We start from the raw sequence: 19,955 nt of genomic DNA, 5'->3' as shown, positions 1-19,955 counted from the left end.
TTACTGTCCTGTTTCCAGGGACTTCTAACCGGTTTTTGGACGCCGATTTTTTATCCTTGACTCGCCCTCTAGCCGATTCTCAATAATAAGGAGCGCAATGGCCAATAGGAGAGCCGGCAATAGGCCGGTGGATATTTTGCTGGTGGAAGACTCCCCCAGCGACGCTCACCTGATGAGGGAAGCGATCGGCGAAACCAAGTTGCTCAAACACCTGCACGTCGTCAGGGATGGGGTGGAGGCGCTCAACTTTCTCCACCGGCAGGGCAATTACGAACACGCACCCCGCCCCGCCCTCATCCTGCTGGACTTGAACTTGCCCAAAGTGGATGGCAGCGAGTTATTAGCCGCCATTAAAACTGACCCGCACCTGCAGCTGATTCCCGTTGTGGTTTTAACCACATCCGCCACCCCAGCGGACATCCTCAACAGCTACAAACTCCACGCCAACTCCTATATCGTCAAGCCTTTGGACTTGGACGATTTCATTGAGGTGGTTCAAGCCATTGTGCATTTTTGGCTGGCAGTGGCGACGCTGCCGGCAGATGCCCTCGGCACCGCCTGTTAGGGGCGTGAGGATTTTGGAGGCATGGAGGCATGGATTGGGGATGGCGGCACCCAGCTGTCGGGGCCGTTTTGTCTGCCCCTAGGGCACACATTTCTTATTTCCGAAAGAAAGCATACCTGCAAAATCCGTCTCAAGACAGATTTTGGAAATGCGGTTCTTTCTGATATCTTTAAATTTGAGCCAGTGGCGTCTCCGGTATCGCCCCCCCCGGGAGGGGCGCTCACAGGTGTAGGTATTTTACACACCTTAGCTCTCAATGGCGCTTTTCCGCAGGCAACTCCCTCTTCTTTCTTGGCGCTCTCTGCGTCTTGGCGGTTCATTCTTAACTTTAACTTAACGCCAATGCCCCCCTCACCCCCAGCCCCTCTCCCACTTTGGGGTGAGGGGAGAATTCTTGATTCTTTCTCCCCTCTCCCGCCCTGGGAGAGGGGGGTTAGGGGGGTGAGGGTCACAGTCTTTGCAAAAACGGCATGCTCCCTCTTTCTTCTTTCTCTGCCCCTTGGCAGATATTTCTGACTTCCGGTAGAGAGCATTTGAGGGCGGTCTTTCAGGACAGCTAGCCTCACAAATATTTTAGCTGAAAAACACGCATTTCTCTGTGATTTCACGGCAGAAAAATGTAAATTTTTGTGAGTCCCCCCCTCCAGAAACTCCCCAGAGCCTATCCTGAAGAAGAAGCCTGGAAAAATCGGCTATAAACTTTCCATTATGCAACTGCTTTTGGTGGAAGACAACCGCGCTGATGCGGTAATGCTACAGGAGATTCTGACAGAAGACTCGGCAGTGCCGGTGCGGCTGACGGTGGCTAAGCGGCTTACTGAAGCGATTGAGCGGCTGGAGGCAGACAGCTTTGATATCATCTTGCTGGATCTGTCGCTGCCAGACACGCAAGGGCTAGACACCCTGTTGCAGGTGCAAGAGCGGGCTCCCAGCCTGCCGATTGTGGTGATGACCGGCACAGACAGCGAAGAACTCGCCGTGGAAGCCGTCCGCAAAGGGGCGCAAGACTATCTGGTCAAGGGTCAGGTGGACGGGCAGCAGCTGATGCGGGCCATGCGCTACGCCATTGAGCGCAAGCACACCCTGGAAGCGCTGCGCGACAGTGAGGAGCGGTTTCGCCTGCTGGTTGCCGGTGGCAAAGATTATGCCATTTTCACCCTCTGCCCCGAGGGGCGCGCGATCAGTTGGAACCCCGGAGCCGAACGCATCCTGGGGTATCGAGCCGAAGAAATCCTCGGCGAGCATTTCTCGCGCTTCTACGTTGCCGAAGATATAGAAGCCGGCTTGCCGCAGCAGCAGTTGCAAACAGCAGCGGTGGGGGGGCGGTTCGAGGGGGAGGGCTGGCGCAGGCGGAAAGACGGCTCGCGCTACTGGGCGGCGGTGACGGTCACCGCCTTGCGAGATGAGAACGGACAGCTGCGGGGGTTCGCCAAAGTGATCCGCGATTTGAGCGAGCCCCAGCGCGCGGAGACAGAAATCCGAAAGCTGCACGAAGATTTGAAGCGTCGGGCTGGAGAGCTGGAAGTGGCGAATAAAGAACTGGAAGCTTTCAACTATTCAGTTTCCCACGACTTGCGCAACCCGCTGTCAATTATCGACGGCATGAGCTGGGCGCTGCTGCAACAGTGCGCCGACCGGCTCGACGAGCGAGGCAAACACTATCTCGACCGGATTCGCGCCGCCTGCAAGCGCATGCAGCAACTGATTGAAGATTTGCTGCACCTGTCGCGCGTCAGCCGCAGCGAAATGCAGATTGCCCGCGTTGATTTAAGCCAGCTGGCGCAAAAAATTGCTCAGCAACTGCAGCAGGCGCAGCCAGAACGTCAGGTGGAGATCGACATCTCTGCCGGTGTGGCGGCGGCGGGGGATGAGTGCCTGCTGCAAATCGCACTGGAAAATCTGCTGGGGAATGCCTGGAAGTATACCGGAAAAAAGCCGGTCGCCCGCATTAGTTTCGGGGTGACTCAGGAGCGGGGGGAAACGGTGTATTTCGTGCGCGACACCGGTGCCGGCTTTGATATGGAGAGCGCCGGCCAGCTGTTTGTTGCCTTCCGCCGCCTGCACAAAAAAGAAGAATTTGACGGCACCGGCATTGGTTTGGCGACGGTAGAGCGCATCATTCACCGGCACGGCGGGCGAATTTGGGCGGAAGCTGAGGTGGGCGCAGGTGCGACGTTCTACTTCACTCTCGCCGAAGGCAAGTAGCCTCTACTTCCTATCTGTTTGTTTCGCTTTATTCCTGAAGTTATAAGATTTTTTAGATTCAGTAGGGTGCGTTGGCTCTGCGGGCGCTGCCAAAGACATTTAAGCTGTTAGGCTTTTAACCTGCTTTTCCGCTGAAAGTCGGCGGAGCCGGCAGATTGCGTTCCCAGCCTGAGGCGGGGAACGAGAGAACCTTAGGTTAAGACGTAGGACAGGCGTCTCGCCTGTCCCTATACCTACTACTAAGTGAAAACGAGAAAATATAGAAACCAGATTTCTTGAAGATCCCTGGTTTCTGGCAGGTTTGCCGGGGCATATCGCGGAACTCCGGCGCGAAATTAAGGAGGGGGAATTAACCCGATTGGATATCAATCGCCAGCGGGGGAAATCAACCGGAGGTGAGAGGGGCCGGCACAGCCAAGCAATCTTTCAGAGTGCAGACCACCTGAGCCTGCTGCTCCGGTGAGAGTTCGGGGAAGATCGGCAAGGAGAGCACCTCGGCAGCGACTCGCTCAGCAACCGGCAGATCGCCGGCTTGATAGCCCAAACCGGCGTAGACCGGCTGCAAGTGCAAAGGCAGGGGATAGTAGACCATCGAGCCGGTGCCGCGATCGAGCAGCCGGTTGCGCACAAGGTCGCGATAGGAGCCAGGTGTTGAGTGAGAGGCCCGATCGAGCCGGTTGCCCAGCAGGCGGATGGTGTACTGATTCCAGACGCTTCTACCTCCGGGGGGTTCTTGGGGGAGAATGATATCCGCAAGGGGGGCGAGCAACTGGCGGTAGCGCGCCGCAACCTGCCGGCGCAAGTCATTCCAGGTATCGAGATAGGGGAGTTTAACTTGGAGAATGGCGGCTTGCACCGCGTCCAAGCGGCTGTTGATGCCGGTTTCTTCGTGATAGTAGCGTCTGCTGGAGCCATGTTCCTTGAGGGTGCGAATGGCCTGTGCCAGTGCCGGATCGTTCGTGGTGACCGCGCCGCCATCCCCGCACGCCCCAAGATTCTTGGTGGGGAAGAAACTGAAGCAGCCGGCATGGCCAATGCTGCCGGCCTTTCGCCCCGCCCACTCAGCGCCTGTCGCCTGGGCGCAGTCCTCAATCACAGCCAAACCGCGAGACTCGGCAATGGCCATCACGCCGGTCATATCCACCGGCAGGCCAAAAAGGTGCACCGGCAGGATCGCCCGAGTTTTGCCGGTAATCGCCGCCGGCAGCAGGTTGAGGTCGAGATTGTACGTTAGCGGGTCAATATCAACAAAAACCGGCCTTGCGCCCACAAGAGCGATTGCCTCAGCAGTGGCTATAAAAGTGAACGGGGTGGTAATCACCTCATCTGAGGGGCCAATTTTCAGAGCCCGCAGGGCCAGATAGAGGGCGTCTGTGCCAGAGTTGCACGCCACACATTCCTCAACACCGAGATAGGCGGCAAACTGCCGCTCAAAGCCGAGCACCGGAGGACCGCCGATGTAACGCCCAGAGGCGAGTACCTCCAAAACCGCCTGACTCACTTCTTCACTGATGGTTTGGTACTGTTGCGCCAAGTCAAGAGGGGGTATGTTATTCACGCGCTTACACCACGAACGGTTAATTTCTTGTGATTATCTCAGACGGAGCCGGAGGAGAGCAGACACGAAGGCGGCATTCAAGGGCGGCGCGAGGGGGTAGAGGGTTTCCCCTCTGCCGTTGCTTGCGCCCTGTTCCTTGTGGGCAGCAAGCTTGCTGCCAGAATGCCACAATTAACAGAGATTTAGCCTTTAGTACCCCACCCGGCTATGCCCATTGTTTCCCTGACCCTGGTCAGTTTCGTTGCCTGGTTCATCAGCACCCTAGCGGGCGGAGGCTCTCCTCTGGTATTGGTTCCGCTGGTGAATTTCCTGCTGGGCCCTGCAGCGGTAGCGCCGGCGATCACCACCGGCATGCTGCTGGGGAATTCCCAGCGCATCTTTATGTTTTGGCGGCACATCAACTGGCCAGTCACCCTGTGGTTCTTGCCCGGAGCCCTCACCGGCGCTGTGCTAGGGGCTTATGCCTTCACCAAAATCCACCTGGAATGGCTGGAGTTGCTGATTGCCGTGTTCCTGTTGGTGGCAGTTTTTAGTTTCGGGTTTGGCAAAAAAGAGCGCACCTTTACCGCCAAGGCGTGGCAGTTCTTACCCGCCGGTTTCCTGTTTGCCTTTGTTTCTGGACTGATCGGCAGTAGCGGGCCGGCGATGAACCCGCTTTACCTGAATTATGGCTTGCTCAAAGAAGAGATGATTGCCACAAAAGCCACCAGTGTCACAGTTATTCACATTGTCAAAATGGTAACTTACGCTGCCTTTGGTGCCTTAACGCCGCAATCCCTAGGTTACGGTTTGGCGATCGGGCTGGCGGCGGCACCGGCGAACTGGGGGGCGCAGCACCTTCTCCACAAGATCAGCGACGTGCAGTTTCGCCAGCTTGTCCTTGGCATGATGGTGATTGCCGCCGTCTTTATGCTGTGGGAACAGCGAGATTTAGTGATGTTTTGGTAGAATCCCACTTTTTTTACCCCCGAGCTTAAGAAACCGGGTTTCTTTGCCCTGCCCAAAGAACCCCGATTTCTCTCCCCCACTGGCACTCGTCCCTGGAGCGGAGGTGCTCCCGAGCGTCTGAGTGATTCCTGTCACCCTCTCTCGCGCGAGACTGTCACATCTTCTGGCAGCCTTCGAGCGCCGGCGGCAAGCCGAAACAGCGCCTATCATTAAAGTAGAGAGATGCCGGCGCTGCGCGCAGGGTCGAGCGCCAAAGTCCAGCAGCGTTCGTCGGATTGACTTCAGGGGAAACCCCTGGCGAATCAAGGTTCTGGCGTCGCACCCACTCGAGGCGGCAAGCTAGCCCACCCGACACCAGCGAGCTAGCAGCTGCGCTCGCCACTCCGACCGCAGACTAAATTCACCGCTCGCACCAAAGGAGGAGCGCTATTTGAACGAGATAGGTTGCACATTGAGGTGATGTATGCCCGAGGGCGGCTTTTCTCTGCCGGCCCCTCGCGTAATATAGAGCTGGCAAAACTGCGAGCGCATTTCTACCTACTGCCGTTAACTTTACTCGTACCGCAGGCACAAAGGCCCTCCGGAAGTTGGCGGCAAAACTTGTTAAGCCGCCCGCACTAGACAGTCCTGAGACATTCAACAGTCAGGGGAGGATCTACGGATGTCCACCAATCTGGAAAAAACTGACATTCAGACTAATACTTATTTTCAAATCAAGGAGCAAAAAAAGCTGCTTCAACAGGCTCAGGAGCGACTCTACTGCCTTTGCATAGAGCTCGTCAAAATCTACCCAGCCGAGCAAGTCCTGCAGGACTTTAGGAATCTATTTTTACACCTTTTATGCCGGGATAAGAATGAGGCCATATCCGCTTTATATGAACTAATCTTATCCAACGATGAAGGTGAATTTAGGAATACGCTTAAGCGGTGCTGCTATATTCTGATTAACAACTGGACGACGCGCCGGCACCCGGAAGCTATCCAAAACTTAATAGAGCTATTTTGCGACCCAGCCCTTGAGGAAGAAACTTTATCGATGAGTATAAACCGCCTGAGGGACTGGCTGAAAAACTTCCGAAACAGCAAAGATTACGAGGAGCTTAAGCTATTTCTTGCCAGATACGAAGAGCGGGAGCAACGTCACTGGAGTGAGCGCTACGCTTCTTATCTGCTGGTGCCCCAGTACGTGAATATGAACAATTCCCCGGAACAGCGAGAAGCCGCCCGAATCCAAGCCCAGCAACTGAGAGAGCGGTTTAAATTCGAGCTGGCTATGTATACGGCTCGCCTTCGCTCAGCATACGAACGTCAGGGCGAACCTGACAAAAATCCGACCATCTTGGGGGATAAAGTCCTGAAGCTGATCGAGATGGTTATGGCAAAACGTGGCCAATTTAGCTATAAAAATATTGCCAACATTTTTCTCGAACAAACGAAAGGAATCCTTTACGCAGATTTCAAGATCGGCCTGCAAAAATACTTAATTTATTCCCTAGAGAATCGGGACATTGTGTTGCTAATTAATACCCTGCTCTCAAAACACCTAAAAAATCTCTATCAAAGCCATGACGGCAAGCCTTTGACCGACGCCCTGCTGTTAAGGACGTGCAAGCGAGTGATTGAAGTTTTAACGACGGAAGACCACAAAAGCCCTTCCCAACTTTTTATTTTGCTCGTCTCTCAAGGGCACGCCCTGACTCTGGTGATTATGCTGCTCAAGATTACCCTGCTCTGCAAGCCGGTGCGCACTCACCTGGAAACCTGTCTGGCTAAGCTGATCGAGTATTACGTCGATTACCCGGAAGAAGAATGCAAGTGGGTGGTAAACTTTCTGGAAATCTTAAAGATAACCTTCGTCATCTATGATGAAAATATGCGTTACAATTTAATAGCCGTCAAAAATCAGAGTGGCAAGGGTTCCCCCACAATCGATTTGGACAGCTATCGAATTTTCTCCCAACAGAGATTGAACCTCAAGGAGCGTGGGGGAGCGGACTCCGACCGGCTGCCTCCCGCAGAGGACGCTGGGGAAACGGAGCTAGACGAGTTGGCCGGCGAGCCAGACGACAGCGCTGACAGGTAAATTGCGCCGGGGGAAAGCCCGTTGCCGCTTCACCCCCCGGTTGTGCGGTGCCGCAGATCCCAGCAAGCCAGAAGCGCACCGGCAGCCTCAGCCAGCACGCTCACCAGCCGGTAAAAGGCAGCGGCAATTAAAATCGTGCCGGCCCCAAAGTGGCCATCTAGCAACACCGTCACCGTCGCTTCAAACACCCCAATTCCTCCCGGTGCGCCCGGCACAACCAAACCCAGCAGCCACGCCCAGCTAAAAGCGCCCAACACCACCGGCAGCTTGGCGGGACTCACCGGCGCGACCGCTTGCAAGGCCAGCACAAACCCCGCACCCCGCAATCCCAAAAAGCCCAACTCTCCCATCGCCGGCCAAAACGGATAGCGCTCAATTCGGAAAGATTTATCACTGCCAGAACTGGTACACTCCCCACCATAAGACTCTCCCACATCCGCAGCAATTTCTATTTCCGATTGTTCCCTTTGTTTAAAAGCGGGTTGGCGGGCTGTCGCCGCCGCAATCGCCTTACCCTTCAGGCGGACGAGAAATTGCATCACAGGATTCAAAATCCTGGGATGAATCCCCGCCACCACCGCCAAAAGCAGCAATGCCAGAGAGCCGGTGGGAACCGCAGCGGCGGACGCCAGTCCATGAGAGTGGCCATTTGCTGCTATCAAATTGCCGGTTAAAGCAATCAGGAGAGCGTCAGCGGCCATCAGCACCGGCTCGAGCAGCACGCTCAGCGCCGCCATTCCAGGGGAGACACCGGCAGCCGTCACCGCCAAAATGCGGCCATAAAAGTGCCAGACATTTCCTGGCAAATACTTGGCGATATTCGTTTTCAGGTAAACCCGCACAGCCAGAGGCACCGGCACCGGCGGGCTGAACGAGCGGACAATCCCCGCCCAGACGCGAGCCGCCCAAAGGTGGGCCAGCAGCGTCAGCAAAAAAGCCAGGGCCAGGGTGAGCCAGCCGGCAGCCTCCATGCGGACAGCCGCCACTTCCGCTGCGCAATCCTTAAGGGTTTTGCCAAGAAAAAACAGCGTCCCGCCGAGAATCGCCCACCGCAGAAAAGGCTTGAGGCGCGAGCCAGCTCGCAGGACCTGCTGTAAAAATTTCCGGAAATCAAGCCGCCACATCTTCCTTACCTAGTTATTGGCGCGGCTGCACCCCAAAAGACCGCCAAGCGCTATTGTGATCTCTAAACCAGCTTAACAGTCAACCCCAACTTTAAAATATGCTAGACGCCAGCAGCCTATTTGACGAAAACTTTTATCTCGCCCAGAACCCCGATGTGGCCAGTGCTGTTGCCGCCGGCCAATTTAAAAACGGGTTAGAACATTTCAATATATATGGCATCGTCGAAGGGCGCAACCCCAGCGCCTACTTCGACAGCAGCTACTACCTGCAAGAGAATCCAGATGTTGCCGCTGTTGTGCGCAACTTTGACACCACCGCCTTCGATCACTTCCTGGACTTCGGTCAGTTTGAAGGTCGCAACCCCAACCCCCTGTTCAATCCCACCTGGTATGCGCTGAAAAACCCAGACGTTGCCGCCGCTGTGTCCAGAGACGAATTCACAGGGGAGTACGAACACTTTGTCGAATATGGGGACAGTGAGGGGCGCGACCCTTCCGGCGCGTTCGATACCAGCTATTACCTGCAGCAGTATCCCGATGTCGCCGCCGCTGTTGGCAGAGACGAACTCACGGGCTTTGAGCACTTCGTCGAGTACGGCACTGATGAAAAGCGCAACCCCAGCCCCCAGTTCAACACCAGTTTTTACCTGCAGCGGTATCCGGATGTAGCCAGCGCCATAAGCGCCGGCGCTTTCGACGGGGGGGCGATTGAACACTTCGCAGAGTTTGGCTACAAAGAAGAAAGAGAAACTGTCTCCTCCTTCCCCCTGCCAGATCCCACCGGCTCCTTTGGAGTGGGCACCACTTCCTACGAATTTACCGACACCTCCCGCGACGAAATCTTCACCCCAGATCCAAACGACAAACGGACGGTCACGGTTAAGATTTGGTATCCTGGCCAGTCAAATCCGCTGGCCCTAGGGCAGGTTCCGCCTTACCTGGACAACTTGGGCCCGCTGGTGGCGAGCGCTCAGGGCTTGCCATCTGATTTCTACAGCGAGATCGGCCAGAATGTCATTCCCGCCGCTGACGTTTCATCCGCTCAAGCGAGCTATCCGGTTGTGCTGTTCTCTCACGGACTGGGTGCCTTGCCCGAGTCCTATACCGCTCAGATCGAAGAACTCGCCAGTCACGGCTATATCGTCGCTGGCATCAATCACACCGGCGTTTCTGGCATCAACGCACTTTCCGATGGGCGAGTCGTGCCCTTCGCCTCCAGTTTCGTGCCGGCGAATCTTCAAGAGTTCCCAACCGCCCTCGCTCAAATCGTGGGAATCACAGCTGCAGATACCAGCTTCGTCCTCAACCAGCTCACCGCTCTCAACGCTAGCGACCCGAAAGGACTGCTTGCCGGGCGCATGGACTTGAGTCGGGTTGGCATGTTTGGCCAGTCTTTCGGCGGCGTCACCACCACCGCAGCGATGGAGCTTGACCCCCGCCTGCAAGCCGGGATCAGTATGGATGGCCCGATCCTGTCGTCTGCCCTGACTCAAACGCCCATCACCAAGCCATTTATGCTGATGAATGCTGGACAGACATACAACGATACGCCGGTGGGCCAAACCGTCGGGCAGCTCGAACAGCGGCAAGCGGTTTATCAAAAGCTGACCAGTGCCGGTTATAATGTTACAATTGCCGGCACGGAACACTCCGATTTTTCCGACCGCTCCCTGCTATTGCCGCTGATTTCGCTCTATTCGCCCGAGCAGCTCGGCTCAACCGGCACGGTCAGCAATCTCGGCTTGACTGATAGTGGGCCGATTGAGGGAACGCGAGCCCACGATATTATAGATGCCTATACGGTGGCGTTCTTCGACAAATATCTCAAGAACCAGAGCGAGCCTCTGCTCGCCGGCGCTTCCGCTGCCTATCCAGAAGTCCAGTTCCAGTCCCGCAACCTGTAGGGGCATTGGGGATTGGGGCATTGGGGATTGTGGATTGTGGATTGTGGATTGTGGATTGTGGATTTTGGATTGATTGTTTTGCCCCATGCCCCATGCGCCGTGCGCTATGCCCCATGCGCTATGCGCCACGCGCTATGCGCCACGCTCATCCGTAAGGGTTTGTATCTCTCTAAAGTAAGAAAAATGTTGAGGGCATAGAACGGGAAAAATGTCACCTGCGCTAGATGGAGCGCTGTCACTTGTATTTATATGCTTGACAGGTATTGGTGACAAATTGGGAAGGATTTTGTGAAAAAGTTGACTGCTTTGTTAAAAAAACTGCGGCTGCATCAAATATTGACCGTTTTGCTAGCCGGCGTGTTGCTATTGTTTAGCACCGCTTGCAATAGTGGCGGTGGCGATATGCGAGGTGCTCGTCCCGACAGCCCCACCGTTCAAGCAGGAGGGCTTGACAGCAGCAGCCGATTTGCTCTCATTAGATGCAGTTCCACTACATTTTTCTAATGGCCTACGTCCCATTACGAAAAGCAGTCAAGTTTTTTGGACTGCACCCCACAACTCTCAGGAAGTTTGCAGATGAAGGAAAAATCAAAAGCATCCGCACGCCTAAGGGGCAGCGCCTCTTTGACATCGGGGGGATGGGAGGGGATTCAGCTGCAGCTGCCACTGTTTGCTACTGTCGAGTTAGCTCAGCAAAGCAAAGAGACGACCTCACCCGTCAAGTTGAATTCATGCGAGAGCGCTACCCCGGAGCCGAAATCATCCAAGATATCGGCTCAGGACTTAACTTTAAACGAAAAGGACTGCAAGCCCTACTGGTCAGACTTATGCGCGGCGATAAGCTCACACTTGTGGTTGCCTGCCGTGACAGGCTCTGCCGATTCGGATTTGAGCTGTTTGACTTCATGGCGCAGCAAAACGGTGGGCAGCTCTTGGTTCTCAGCGAACCCCCTCACTGCCCAGAATCCGAACTCACATCGGATAGCGAAGCGGGACGCGATAGCGTCCCTCTTCTCGCCATCCTCCATGTCTACCGCTTCGCGGAAGCAAGCTACAGTTGCCGCATGCACGGACGATTGCGATACCGCAAGGAAATCTCGGAAGATCCGAATATTCCCAAGCTCTAGTCAAAGGGCGCTTTTGAAACAGTGGTTTGGGGTGTCCAGGTATACGTACAATCACACTATCAAATACCTCCTGCAGCCAGAAACAAAGGCCAAATGGATGGCTGTCGCTCCCATCGTTATGGGAGCCTTACCTGAATGGGCGAAATCGGTGCCCTATCAAATCAAGAAAATCGCCGTGAAGGACGCTTGCACTGCGGTCAGAGAAGCCAAGCGTGGCTTTGCCAAAGACGGCCAATTTCGCAAATGCACGTTCCGCAGCCGCAGAGACAGGCAGCAGACCATCTTTATTCCCAAAACTGCAATCAGTGAGCGCGGCGTCTATCACACGCTCCTCGGAGAGATGCGCTTTGCCGAGACTCTTCCGGAAGACTTTAGCGATGGCCGTCTAACGATGGCCTATGGGGAGTATTACCTGACAATCTCCCAAGAAGTGCAGCCGCGCCAGCCCGAAAACCAAGGGCGGGTGGTTGCCTTAGATCCCGGTGTCCGAACCTTCATAACTTTTTTCTCCGAATCGTCTTGTGGGTGGATTGGCGATGACGCCAATCTGCGGATTCAAAAGTTCTGCTTTAAGCTTGACCGCCTTATCTCAAAAATCAGTAAAGCCAAGTCAGCTCAAAAGCGGCGCTTTAAAAAAGCTGCTGACCGCATCCGATGCAAAGTGCAGCACTTAGTCAAAGAGCTGCACCACAAGACGGCCAAATTCTTTGTCGAAAACTTTGACGTAATTCTCCTGCCCAGTTTTGAATCGTCTCAGATGGTGAGCAAGTCCCGGCGCAAAATCAAGTCCAAGACTGTGCGCCAGATGCTGACCCTATCTCACTATGCGTTCAAGAAGCACTTGGAGTGGAAAGCTTGGGAGACAGGCACAATCCTCCTGTCCGACATCAATGAAGCTTACACTTCCAAGACCGTCTCTTGGACTGGCGAGATTGTCAAAATCGGCGGAGCGAGAGTGATTAAGTCCAAGAGCGACGGGCGGGTCATGGACAGGGATCTAAATGGTGCTCGCGGGATCTTCCTGCGGGCATTGGTTGATACGCCTTGGCTGAGAGCTAGCCTCCCAGCTTATGTATTTGCTATCAATTGACAGCAATTGATAGCAAAAATGTATCGGATGAACAACCCCCACAAGAATGGTGGAGATGGTTACACTAACTACAAGATGTCTCCTGAGCCTCAGGCGAACACCGCAAAACCAACCTCTGAGCGCCAGCGAGCCAGCCAGCAGCCAATCTCCACGCGAGTGATTGCCGCAGCCATCGGCGGTGACACGTCCACAACTGATAGCCAGCCTGGCGGATCGGGATTGCTCTACCAGGGATCTGAGCCTCTGAAAACTGAGACTTTTAACCGGCAACTTGGGGGAGACAAATCCCTGCTAGAGGATGTTGGGGAGATGCCGGCGCAGCGCCAGCCGGTCTTCAACCGCAGCGACCCAAATGCGAAGCTTTTAGAGAGAGCCGGTGCGGTTTTTCAAGATGCCTCCGGCTTCCTGAAAGATAGGGCAGAAAATCCGGCTGATAAGTCACACAGCTAAGAGCCTTTTTCATCCTTTGTGAGGTACTGAGAAACGGAATGTACGTTTCCTAAATGCTTACTGCTATATAGACGTATGTACGGCGGGACGCCTGCCCTGAAGGTCTAATGTTCTAACCTAAGTGCATACTGCGATACTGCTATATTTTTGCAAACATGGGATACTCCCCTTTCAGCTTCCCCCGCTATCCCAGCGATTGCCTTGCAGCCCTCACCGGCAATTCGACTTACCGCCACAGCGGCTAGCCCCAGCTTGAGGGCTTTTTCGCATCACACCTGAGCTGCATTGAGTTGCCAGCGAGAATGCAACCTTTGATAGAGGCAGGGACCGAGATTTTTGTTTTATTCTATACAGAAGTGAGGGGAGTTTGAGTCCCCCACAAATTTTAGTACGAGATTGGTACAAAAAAATTCGCTTTCAGACGAGAAAGCGGTTTGATTCGCTCAACCTCAACGGAGTGGCTCTATGAAGAGAATCATTGCCTTTCTGAAAAGGCTCCGACTGGATAAAGTTTTAACGGTTTTTATGGCCGGACTGCTGCTATTTATTAGCGCAGCTTGCTCTAACACTCCTCGCGCACTCGCGAAAACCTCAGACCAAATCAGGGAGGAAGTTCCCGAGGGCGCTGTGACCTCTGAATACAGGGGCGGGATGAACGACTACAGTGATGTCGATCCCAGAAGAGACACCTCAGCAGCCGACCGGAAAGCTCAAGCCCTGGTGGAAAACGCTCAGCAAAACCTGAAGAACCGCAATCAGACGGGAGAGAACTTCCGGGAAGGCGTTCAGAAGGCCCCTGAGAAGATCGGTGAAATTGGCGAAAACGTGAAAGAAACTGCCCAGCGCAACGCTCGGGAGTTTGCCGAAAATGCTAAAACCGGCAGCGAAAATCTCAGAGAAAATACCCGAGATTTCGTAGAAGGAGCCAAGGAAACCGCTCAAGATACAGCAGACCGGCTCGGAAACAAAGTCAGTCGAGACATTGAGACGACGCAGCGGGCTTTTGAAAACGCCGCCGAGCGGGGCAAAGATATAGCGCGTCAAGGCCAGAACGCCGCTGAAGATGCTGCCAGTGCCGCACGAGCCAAAGTCCGTGAGGGCATTCAAACCTCTCAGCGCAATTTGAATCGGGAAGCAGATATTATCGATTAATTAAAAAGCCCAACCGATATTCTCTTTCCAGGTCAGGCAAGGCAAGGGAGCACCGGCTCCCAACTTGCCTTTTTTGCACAGTAGGGTGCCCTCCTCTGGAGCGCTACTGTGGCTTACGCCTGACCGAAAACTTTAAATTTTTGTTAAGTTATTACACCGCCTCGACTTCTATGTGAGAATAAAATAAATTACATCTATCTTCAGGTAGAAAGTTAGGGGCAATGTTAGATATCAATACTCTGTTCGACGAAAGCTACTATCTGGCGGAGAACCCGGATGTGGCGGGGGCAGTGGCCAGTGGCGGGTTCAGCAGTGGGTTGGACCACTTCACCCAGTTCGGTCAATTTGAAGACCGGCAGCCCAGCGTCCTCTTCGATCCGGACTTTTATACCTTATATTACCCAGATGTCGGAGAGGCAGTGGCCACAGGCGAAATCACGGCGCTGGAACACTTCATCAATTTCGGCCAGGAAGAAAACAGGGACCCCTTCTCAGAATTCTATACCGACATTTATCTGGAAGACAGCCCAGACGTAGCTGCAGCAGTCCAGCGAGACGAACTCACCGGCATCGAGCACTTCGTCAAGTTCGGTCAATATGAAAACCGTGACTTTGGCCCAGGCTTCGACACCGGCTTTTATTTAGCGCAGAACTCGGATGTAGCAGCCGCTGTCAGTCCCGGCGGTTTGAGTGCCATAAAGCACTATTTGGAATTTGGCCAGTTTGAAGGACGCGCAGCCACTCCAAGTCAAGTTCCTGCCAACTTGAACGAAGCGAGCGACCTCGGCACCCTCGCAAGCAGAACGGTTAGCGGTTTTGTCGGCGATGCAAACTTTGAGGATATCTACCGGTTCAGCATCAGCGCAACTAGCGACTTCAGCTTGACCCTCGGCGGGTTGAGTGCGGATGCTGACCTGTCGCTGATACAGGACTTTAATGGCAATGGCGAAATTGATTTCGATGAGTATATCGATTCCTCCGCAACAGGCGGTAACAGTGACGAAACACTCAGCAGAATTTTGCAACCGGGCACCTACTTTGTTGCGGTTCAGCAGTACGCCGGCGATACGAACTATACCCTGAGCCTGTCAGCTTCGCCCCTCGCCAACGTTCCGCAAGACTTAGCCGGTCAAACCCCGAACGCGGCGCGTGACATTGGCACCCTGAGCGCTACCCAAACCCTGACGGATTTTGTCGGGAATGCGGATTTCGACGACCTGTACCGCTTCAGTCTCAATACGGTTAGCAGCGTCAGCCTCAGCCTGAATGGCTTGAGCGCGGATGCCGATCTGTACTTAGCGGAAGACCTCAATAATGACGGTGCGATTGTCGATCAAATTGAGATTTTGAGCCGGTCAATAGAATCGGGCAGCGCTGCAGAGGCGATTAACATCAGCACTTTAAATCCGGGCACCTATTTTATTAGGGTTCAGCAGTATCAGGGGGATACGAACTACAGCCTAAGTGTGTCGGCGGCACCGGCTGCCGGTCAAACCAACACCAGCACATCCCAGGGCAATTTCAATTCCAACTACGGTTTCGGTCTGGTGAATGCCGCCGCCGCAGTTGCCGGTGCCATTGGGGAAACCACCCCATTTGCAGATGTTCCCAGTCCTGTGGTGAATAATTACGGATTGGATTTAATCAACGCTCCAGACGTGTGGGCGAGGGGATATACCGGCGCGGGCGTCACCGTCGCGGTTTTGGATACCGGCATTGACCTCAAACACCGTGACTTGCAAGGCAGGTTGTGGCGCAACAGCGATGAAGTTGCCGGCGATGGCATTGATAATGACGGCAATGGGTTCATCGACGACGTTCAGGGATACGACTTTGCCGATGGCGATGCCGACCCCTCCAATAACGATGCTGAAGAACTTCACGGAACTCACGTAGCCGGCATCATTGCGGCGGCAAGAAATGGCACTGACGGCACCGATGATTTGGGGAATCCCTTTGAAGTGACAGGAGTTGCGTACAATGCTACAATAATGCCGGTGAGGGTGTTAGGAGATTTTCGGACTGTCGAAGAATTTGATAGTGCCGTTGCTGCTGGAATTCGGTACGCGGTTAACAACGGAGCGCGGGTGCTGCAAATGAGCTTGGGCAACTCTCCGGGAGATCCTTCCCTGCCACAGACAGCCGCCGCCCTTGCTGAAGCCAGACAGCGCGGTGTGGTTGCCGCGATCGCCGCAGGCAATGAGAAGGGTGCCGGCGGGAATGTGCCCGATGACCCAGCTATCAGGGCGGCAGAAGATTTGGCAATCGCAGTCGGGGCTGTTGATCGCAACCGCCAGCTTGCTTACTTCTCCAATTCTGCCAGCAGCTTGCTGGGGATTTACGATTTCGTGGTTGCGCCGGGGGTGGATGTCAGATCGGCGACGCCAAATAACAGCTACGCCTCGCTCGATGGCACTTCGATGGCAACTCCTTATGTTGCCGGTGTGATTGCCCTCATGTTGCAGGCTAACCCGAATCTAACGCCGGCTCAGATTGAAAATATCCTGAGTTCAACTGCTTCCCCAGCTGGCATTACTGTCTGACACCTATTTTGGATTTTGGATTTTGGATTTTGGATTGAAAAAACGGCAGTCAGCTATGGCGCATTCCCTCGTTCCCAGGCACTTTTACGGGAAGCCTGCGGCTACAGCCTGGGAACGCCTTTCTGGAGGCTCTGCCTCCTTTTAAGGGAAAAGCAGCATTATAGCAGTAGCCACTTAGGTTAGGACGTAGGACAGGCGTCTCGCCTGTCCCTGTCTCTACTAGCAAGTGAGATACCTTGTACTAAACTTACTGTCTGCTGCTATAGGCACCCTACCGGCTGTGCCAAGCTTGCAGCGCCAGCCGGTGCACCTCGCGCCAGCTGAGATTGTGCTGCCGGGCTAGCGCCGCGCAATCTTCATATTCCGGCCCCACATTTATGATACTATTATTATCGCTAGATTTGGCAACTTTCACCCGCACCTCCCCTAATGGCGTTCGCACCGGCACAATCTCCCGCAGCAAAATTGAGCGCTCCTGAAGTGACCGGCGAATCCCCAAAGTAGTAGTTTCCCGAAAGATAACTGCCTCACACGCCGGCTGATTTTCAGGATGGCAGATAGCAGTCAGCAACACGCCGGGGCGGCTTTTTTTCATGCCGGCAGGCACAGTAAACACATCCAAAGCGCCGGCGTCAAATAGCGCCTCGAACACATAGCCAATGGCTTGCGGACTGAGATCGTCAATTTGTGTTTCCAGCACCGCAATTGTTTCTAGGGAAGAAGGTTGGGGGTTGGGAATTCCTCCCCCTCTCCCTTCATGGGGGGGGCTGGGGGGTGAGGGTGCGCTGGATGACTCAGCGCCAACCCACAGTCGCAAAATGTTGGGCACCGGCAAGTTGCGGGAACCGGCACCCAAACCAACGCGCCCGAGAGTCATGGCGGGGGGTTTGCCAAAACCGGCTGCTAGGGTGACGGCAATCGCCGCGCCGGTGGGCGTCACCAACTCCTTCTCAATGCCATTGCTGTACACCGGCACCTGTCCCATTTCCCACAGCTTCAGGACAGCCGGTGTGGGCACCGGCATGCGTCCGTGCGCCGCCCAAACCGTGCCGCCGCCGGTTGGCAAAGCCGAACAGTAGAGCTCCTCAATCCCCAGCCAGTCCAGCCCCAGACAAGTCCCGACAATATCGACAATCGCATCCGTCGCCCCCACCTCGTGGAAATGCACCTTGTCTGGCGCAATCCCGTGCACCGCCCCTTCCGCCTCAGCCAGCTTGCGAAACACCGCCAGACTCCACGCCTCAACCTGTGCCGGCAGTCCCGCCGCCACAATCATCCCCTCAATTTCTGGCAAGTGGCGGGTGTGTTCGTGGGAGTGGTGTTCGTGTTCGGCGTGGTGTTCGTGGGAGTGGGGGTGTTCGTGGGAGTGGTGGTGTTCGTGAGAGTGGTGGTGTTCGTGGGAGTGGTGGTGTTGGTCAAAGGTAGGCGCTTCCAAAGGTTCCCCCGGTTCCAGTTCGCCGGCTCTTGACAGGGCTGCCGGCTGTCCCGCCATCTTTTTTAAGTCCACATGCACTTTAGTTGCCTGCTGACCGCTGCGATCGACCAGTTCAGCGCGCAACTCGCACTCCTGGGAAATTCCCAGCCCGTTCAGCTTTTCGATTAAGTAATCTAGCGGAACGCCGGCGCTCACCAGGGCACCCAGGCACATATCGCCGGCAATTCCGGTGGGACAGTCAAGGTAAGCAATCTTTTTCATTGGCGGTTTTAGATTTTAGATTTTAGATTTTATATGGAATGCTAAGAGTGAAATCTAAAATATAAAATCCAATGGCTACTCTTTACGAAATCCACCCGCAGACTCCCCAAGCACGCAGAATCGAGGAAATTAAGGACGCGCTCCAGAATGGAGCGGTAATGCTATATCCTACGGATACAGTGTACGCGATTGGCTGCGATCTGAACGCCAAATCAGCGGTAGAGCGCGTCAGGCACATCAAGCGGCTGTCCAACGACAAGCCCCTGACGTTCCTGTGCCCCTCCCTGTCCAACGTAGCGCACTACGCGGTGGTGACGGATTCAGCGTACCGGATTATGAAGCGCCTGATTCCTGGGACATACACGTTCGTCTTGCCGGCAACCAAGTTAGTGCCCAAACTGGTGATGAACCCCAAACGGAAAACGACTGGGATTCGCGTGCCGGATCATCCCGTGTGCCAGTCGCTGTTGGAGGCGCTGGGGAATCCGATTATTTCCACTTCAGCTCATTTGCTTAGCGACGAAGAGACGCCCGACGGGGCGGAACCCAAGAAACCTGCCGGTAAGGCGGAGCTGTTTGACCGGCTGGACAAGTTAGTGGATCTGATTGTGGACAATGGCCAGGAGGCGGGATACCAGGTGTCAACCATTTTAGATTTTACCGGCCCTGAGTTGGCCATAGTGCGGCAAGGGTTGGGGTGGGAAGCGGTGGCGGGTATCGCTGCTGCAGTCAGCAGCTAGGGCGATCCAGAAACCGGGTTTCTTGTTGCGGGGGGTTGAGAAACCGGGTTTCTGAACCAATCTCTCGGTTAGGATGCAAAAATTGTCGCAGAAAGCCGGTTTCTTGGTTGCGGGGGGTGGAGAAACCGGGTTTCTGAACCAAGGGATAGCGCCTCTTTTCCTTCTTCTGCACCTGTAGAGCGATCCAAGATACCACCCCAGAGGGGGAAAGATTTAGGATCCCACTTTAGCCAAAGAACTGCTCGTAATTTTCATGGGTGCCAATCTAAAACCACGTTACAGTGTCTTCCTCTTTGAATCCCAATGCTCGATACCCCCGCGTGACTCTAACTGACCAAATATTCTCTTCTTGGTTGATGCACTTGAAATGAAGAGATGGATGAAACGGATTCTCAGCCCACAGCTGATATGCCTTGCGGGCACGTTGCCGAACATTATCACTTAACTTGCGATACTCCGCCCAAAACGAAGGAAGAACTTCAGATTTCATAACTGATCATAATCCATCGCAGTTGCTTTTCCCGCAGCTCGTTCCTGTTTAGCCTGTCGCGCCGCCGCCACCAACGCTGACTGGGTTCGACTAAATGACGCATCCCACTTCTGATCATCCTGAAGATCGGCAATATACTCGCGCAAATGCTCTACCACTTGTTCCTGTACATCACTCGGTAAAGCCTCTACCATCTCCACCAAATCTTTGAGTGCTGCTGATGACATAATGTTCTACTCCCTCTAATAAGGTTCGTTGTTGGGCTTTAGCCCTTTTTCCT

18 protein-coding genes are annotated in these 19,955 nt (G+C 54.5%); 12 read left to right on the top strand and 6 right to left on the bottom strand.

Annotation, left to right across the window (positions count from 1 at the left end):
- Positions 1 to 97: 97 nt before the first annotated feature.
- Together OSC10802_RS0109870 and OSC10802_RS39460 are read left to right on the top strand one after the other, a co-directional pair.
- Positions 98 to 565, top strand: a complete 468-nt coding sequence (locus tag OSC10802_RS0109870; protein WP_017716619.1) for a response regulator — start codon at positions 98 to 100, stop codon at positions 563 to 565.
- A 708-nt stretch (positions 566 to 1,273) separates the two neighbouring features.
- The gene (locus OSC10802_RS39460) at positions 1,274 to 2,770 is read left to right on the top strand and encodes a sensor histidine kinase (protein ID WP_017716618.1); all 1,497 of its coding nucleotides are present in this window, start codon (positions 1,274 to 1,276) and stop codon (positions 2,768 to 2,770) included.
- 385 nt (positions 2,771 to 3,155) lie between these two features.
- On the opposite strand, the gene OSC10802_RS0109860 is transcribed toward OSC10802_RS39460, so the two are convergent.
- On the bottom strand, positions 3,156 to 4,328 hold the full coding sequence (locus OSC10802_RS0109860; protein WP_017716617.1) for a DegT/DnrJ/EryC1/StrS family aminotransferase: 1,173 nt from the start codon (positions 4,326 to 4,328) through the stop codon (positions 3,156 to 3,158).
- Positions 4,329 to 4,535: 207 nt separating this feature from the next.
- Here OSC10802_RS0109860 and OSC10802_RS0109855 point away from each other — a divergent pair, with 207 nt between their 5' ends.
- Positions 4,536 to 5,276 (top strand): sulfite exporter TauE/SafE family protein, encoded by a 741-nt coding sequence (locus OSC10802_RS0109855; RefSeq protein ID WP_017716616.1) that lies wholly within the window; start codon positions 4,536 to 4,538, stop codon positions 5,274 to 5,276.
- Between the two features lie 154 nt (positions 5,277 to 5,430).
- Here the strand turns inward: OSC10802_RS0109855 and OSC10802_RS49385 are convergent, their stop codons facing one another.
- On the bottom strand, positions 5,431 to 5,658 hold the full coding sequence (locus OSC10802_RS49385; RefSeq protein WP_155967529.1) for a hypothetical protein: 228 nt from the start codon (positions 5,656 to 5,658) through the stop codon (positions 5,431 to 5,433).
- A 279-nt stretch (positions 5,659 to 5,937) separates the two neighbouring features.
- Between OSC10802_RS49385 and OSC10802_RS0109850 the strand changes: the two genes are divergently transcribed.
- Positions 5,938 to 7,359: a Sll1247 family protein gene (locus OSC10802_RS0109850; RefSeq protein WP_017716615.1), complete on the top strand. Its 1,422-nt coding sequence runs from the start codon at positions 5,938 to 5,940 to the stop codon at positions 7,357 to 7,359.
- Positions 7,360 to 7,388: 29 nt separating this feature from the next.
- Here OSC10802_RS0109850 and OSC10802_RS0109845 read toward each other — a convergent pair whose 3' ends face one another.
- Positions 7,389 to 8,483, bottom strand: a complete 1,095-nt coding sequence (locus tag OSC10802_RS0109845) for a putative bifunctional lysylphosphatidylglycerol flippase/synthetase (RefSeq protein ID WP_017716614.1) — start codon at positions 8,481 to 8,483, stop codon at positions 7,389 to 7,391.
- Between the two features lie 98 nt (positions 8,484 to 8,581).
- Here OSC10802_RS0109845 and OSC10802_RS0109840 point away from each other — a divergent pair, with 98 nt between their 5' ends.
- The 7 genes from OSC10802_RS0109840 (at position 8,582) to OSC10802_RS0109815 (ending at position 16,749) form a co-directional block, all read left to right on the top strand.
- Positions 8,582 to 10,387: an alpha/beta hydrolase family protein gene (locus OSC10802_RS0109840; protein ID WP_026098345.1), complete on the top strand. Its 1,806-nt coding sequence runs from the start codon at positions 8,582 to 8,584 to the stop codon at positions 10,385 to 10,387.
- Between the two features lie 288 nt (positions 10,388 to 10,675).
- Positions 10,676 to 10,891, top strand: a complete 216-nt coding sequence (locus tag OSC10802_RS56390) for a DUF6658 family protein (RefSeq protein WP_017716613.1) — start codon at positions 10,676 to 10,678, stop codon at positions 10,889 to 10,891.
- On the top strand, positions 10,891 to 11,514 hold the full coding sequence (locus OSC10802_RS0109835; RefSeq protein WP_017716612.1) for an IS607 family transposase: 624 nt from the start codon (positions 10,891 to 10,893) through the stop codon (positions 11,512 to 11,514). Before OSC10802_RS56390 ends, OSC10802_RS0109835 begins: the two co-directional genes overlap by 1 nt.
- 31 nt (positions 11,515 to 11,545) lie before the next feature.
- A complete protein-coding gene (locus tag OSC10802_RS0109830) occupies positions 11,546 to 12,604 on the top strand; it encodes a zinc ribbon domain-containing protein (protein WP_445727652.1) in 1,059 nt (352 codons plus the stop codon).
- Positions 12,605 to 12,622: 18 nt separating this feature from the next.
- Entirely contained in the window at positions 12,623 to 13,054 is a 432-nt protein-coding gene (locus tag OSC10802_RS39455) for a DUF6658 family protein (RefSeq protein WP_198525090.1), read from the top strand.
- A gap of 465 nt (positions 13,055 to 13,519) precedes the next feature.
- Positions 13,520 to 14,206, top strand: coding sequence for a DUF6658 family protein (locus tag OSC10802_RS39450; protein ID WP_017716609.1), 687 nt, complete (start codon positions 13,520 to 13,522; stop codon positions 14,204 to 14,206).
- Between the two features lie 221 nt (positions 14,207 to 14,427).
- Entirely contained in the window at positions 14,428 to 16,749 is a 2,322-nt protein-coding gene (locus tag OSC10802_RS0109815) for a S8 family serine peptidase (RefSeq protein ID WP_017716608.1), read from the top strand.
- Between the two features lie 271 nt (positions 16,750 to 17,020).
- On the opposite strand, the gene larC is transcribed toward OSC10802_RS0109815, so the two are convergent.
- The gene (gene larC / locus OSC10802_RS0109810) at positions 17,021 to 18,445 is read right to left on the bottom strand and encodes a nickel pincer cofactor biosynthesis protein LarC (protein WP_017716607.1); all 1,425 of its coding nucleotides are present in this window, start codon (positions 18,443 to 18,445) and stop codon (positions 17,021 to 17,023) included.
- Between the two features lie 71 nt (positions 18,446 to 18,516).
- Between larC and OSC10802_RS0109805 the strand changes: the two genes are divergently transcribed.
- Positions 18,517 to 19,185: an L-threonylcarbamoyladenylate synthase gene (locus OSC10802_RS0109805; RefSeq protein WP_017716606.1), complete on the top strand. Its 669-nt coding sequence runs from the start codon at positions 18,517 to 18,519 to the stop codon at positions 19,183 to 19,185.
- Between the two features lie 265 nt (positions 19,186 to 19,450).
- On the opposite strand, the gene OSC10802_RS54250 is transcribed toward OSC10802_RS0109805, so the two are convergent.
- The gene (locus OSC10802_RS54250; RefSeq protein ID WP_044170039.1) at positions 19,451 to 19,675 is read right to left on the bottom strand and encodes a type II toxin-antitoxin system RelE family toxin; all 225 of its coding nucleotides are present in this window, start codon (positions 19,673 to 19,675) and stop codon (positions 19,451 to 19,453) included.
- Complete coding sequence (locus OSC10802_RS0109790; RefSeq protein WP_017716604.1) at positions 19,672 to 19,902, bottom strand: hypothetical protein; 231 nt, start codon at positions 19,900 to 19,902, stop codon at positions 19,672 to 19,674. Before OSC10802_RS0109790 ends, OSC10802_RS54250 begins: the two co-directional genes overlap by 4 nt.
- Positions 19,903 to 19,955: the final 53 nt, after the last annotated feature.

Source organism: Kamptonema formosum PCC 10802 (genome assembly GCF_000332335.1).
GTDB lineage: Bacteria > Cyanobacteriota > Cyanobacteriia > Cyanobacteriales > Oscillatoriaceae > Oscillatoria.
This window is presented reverse-complemented; position numbering and strand designations above follow the sequence as displayed.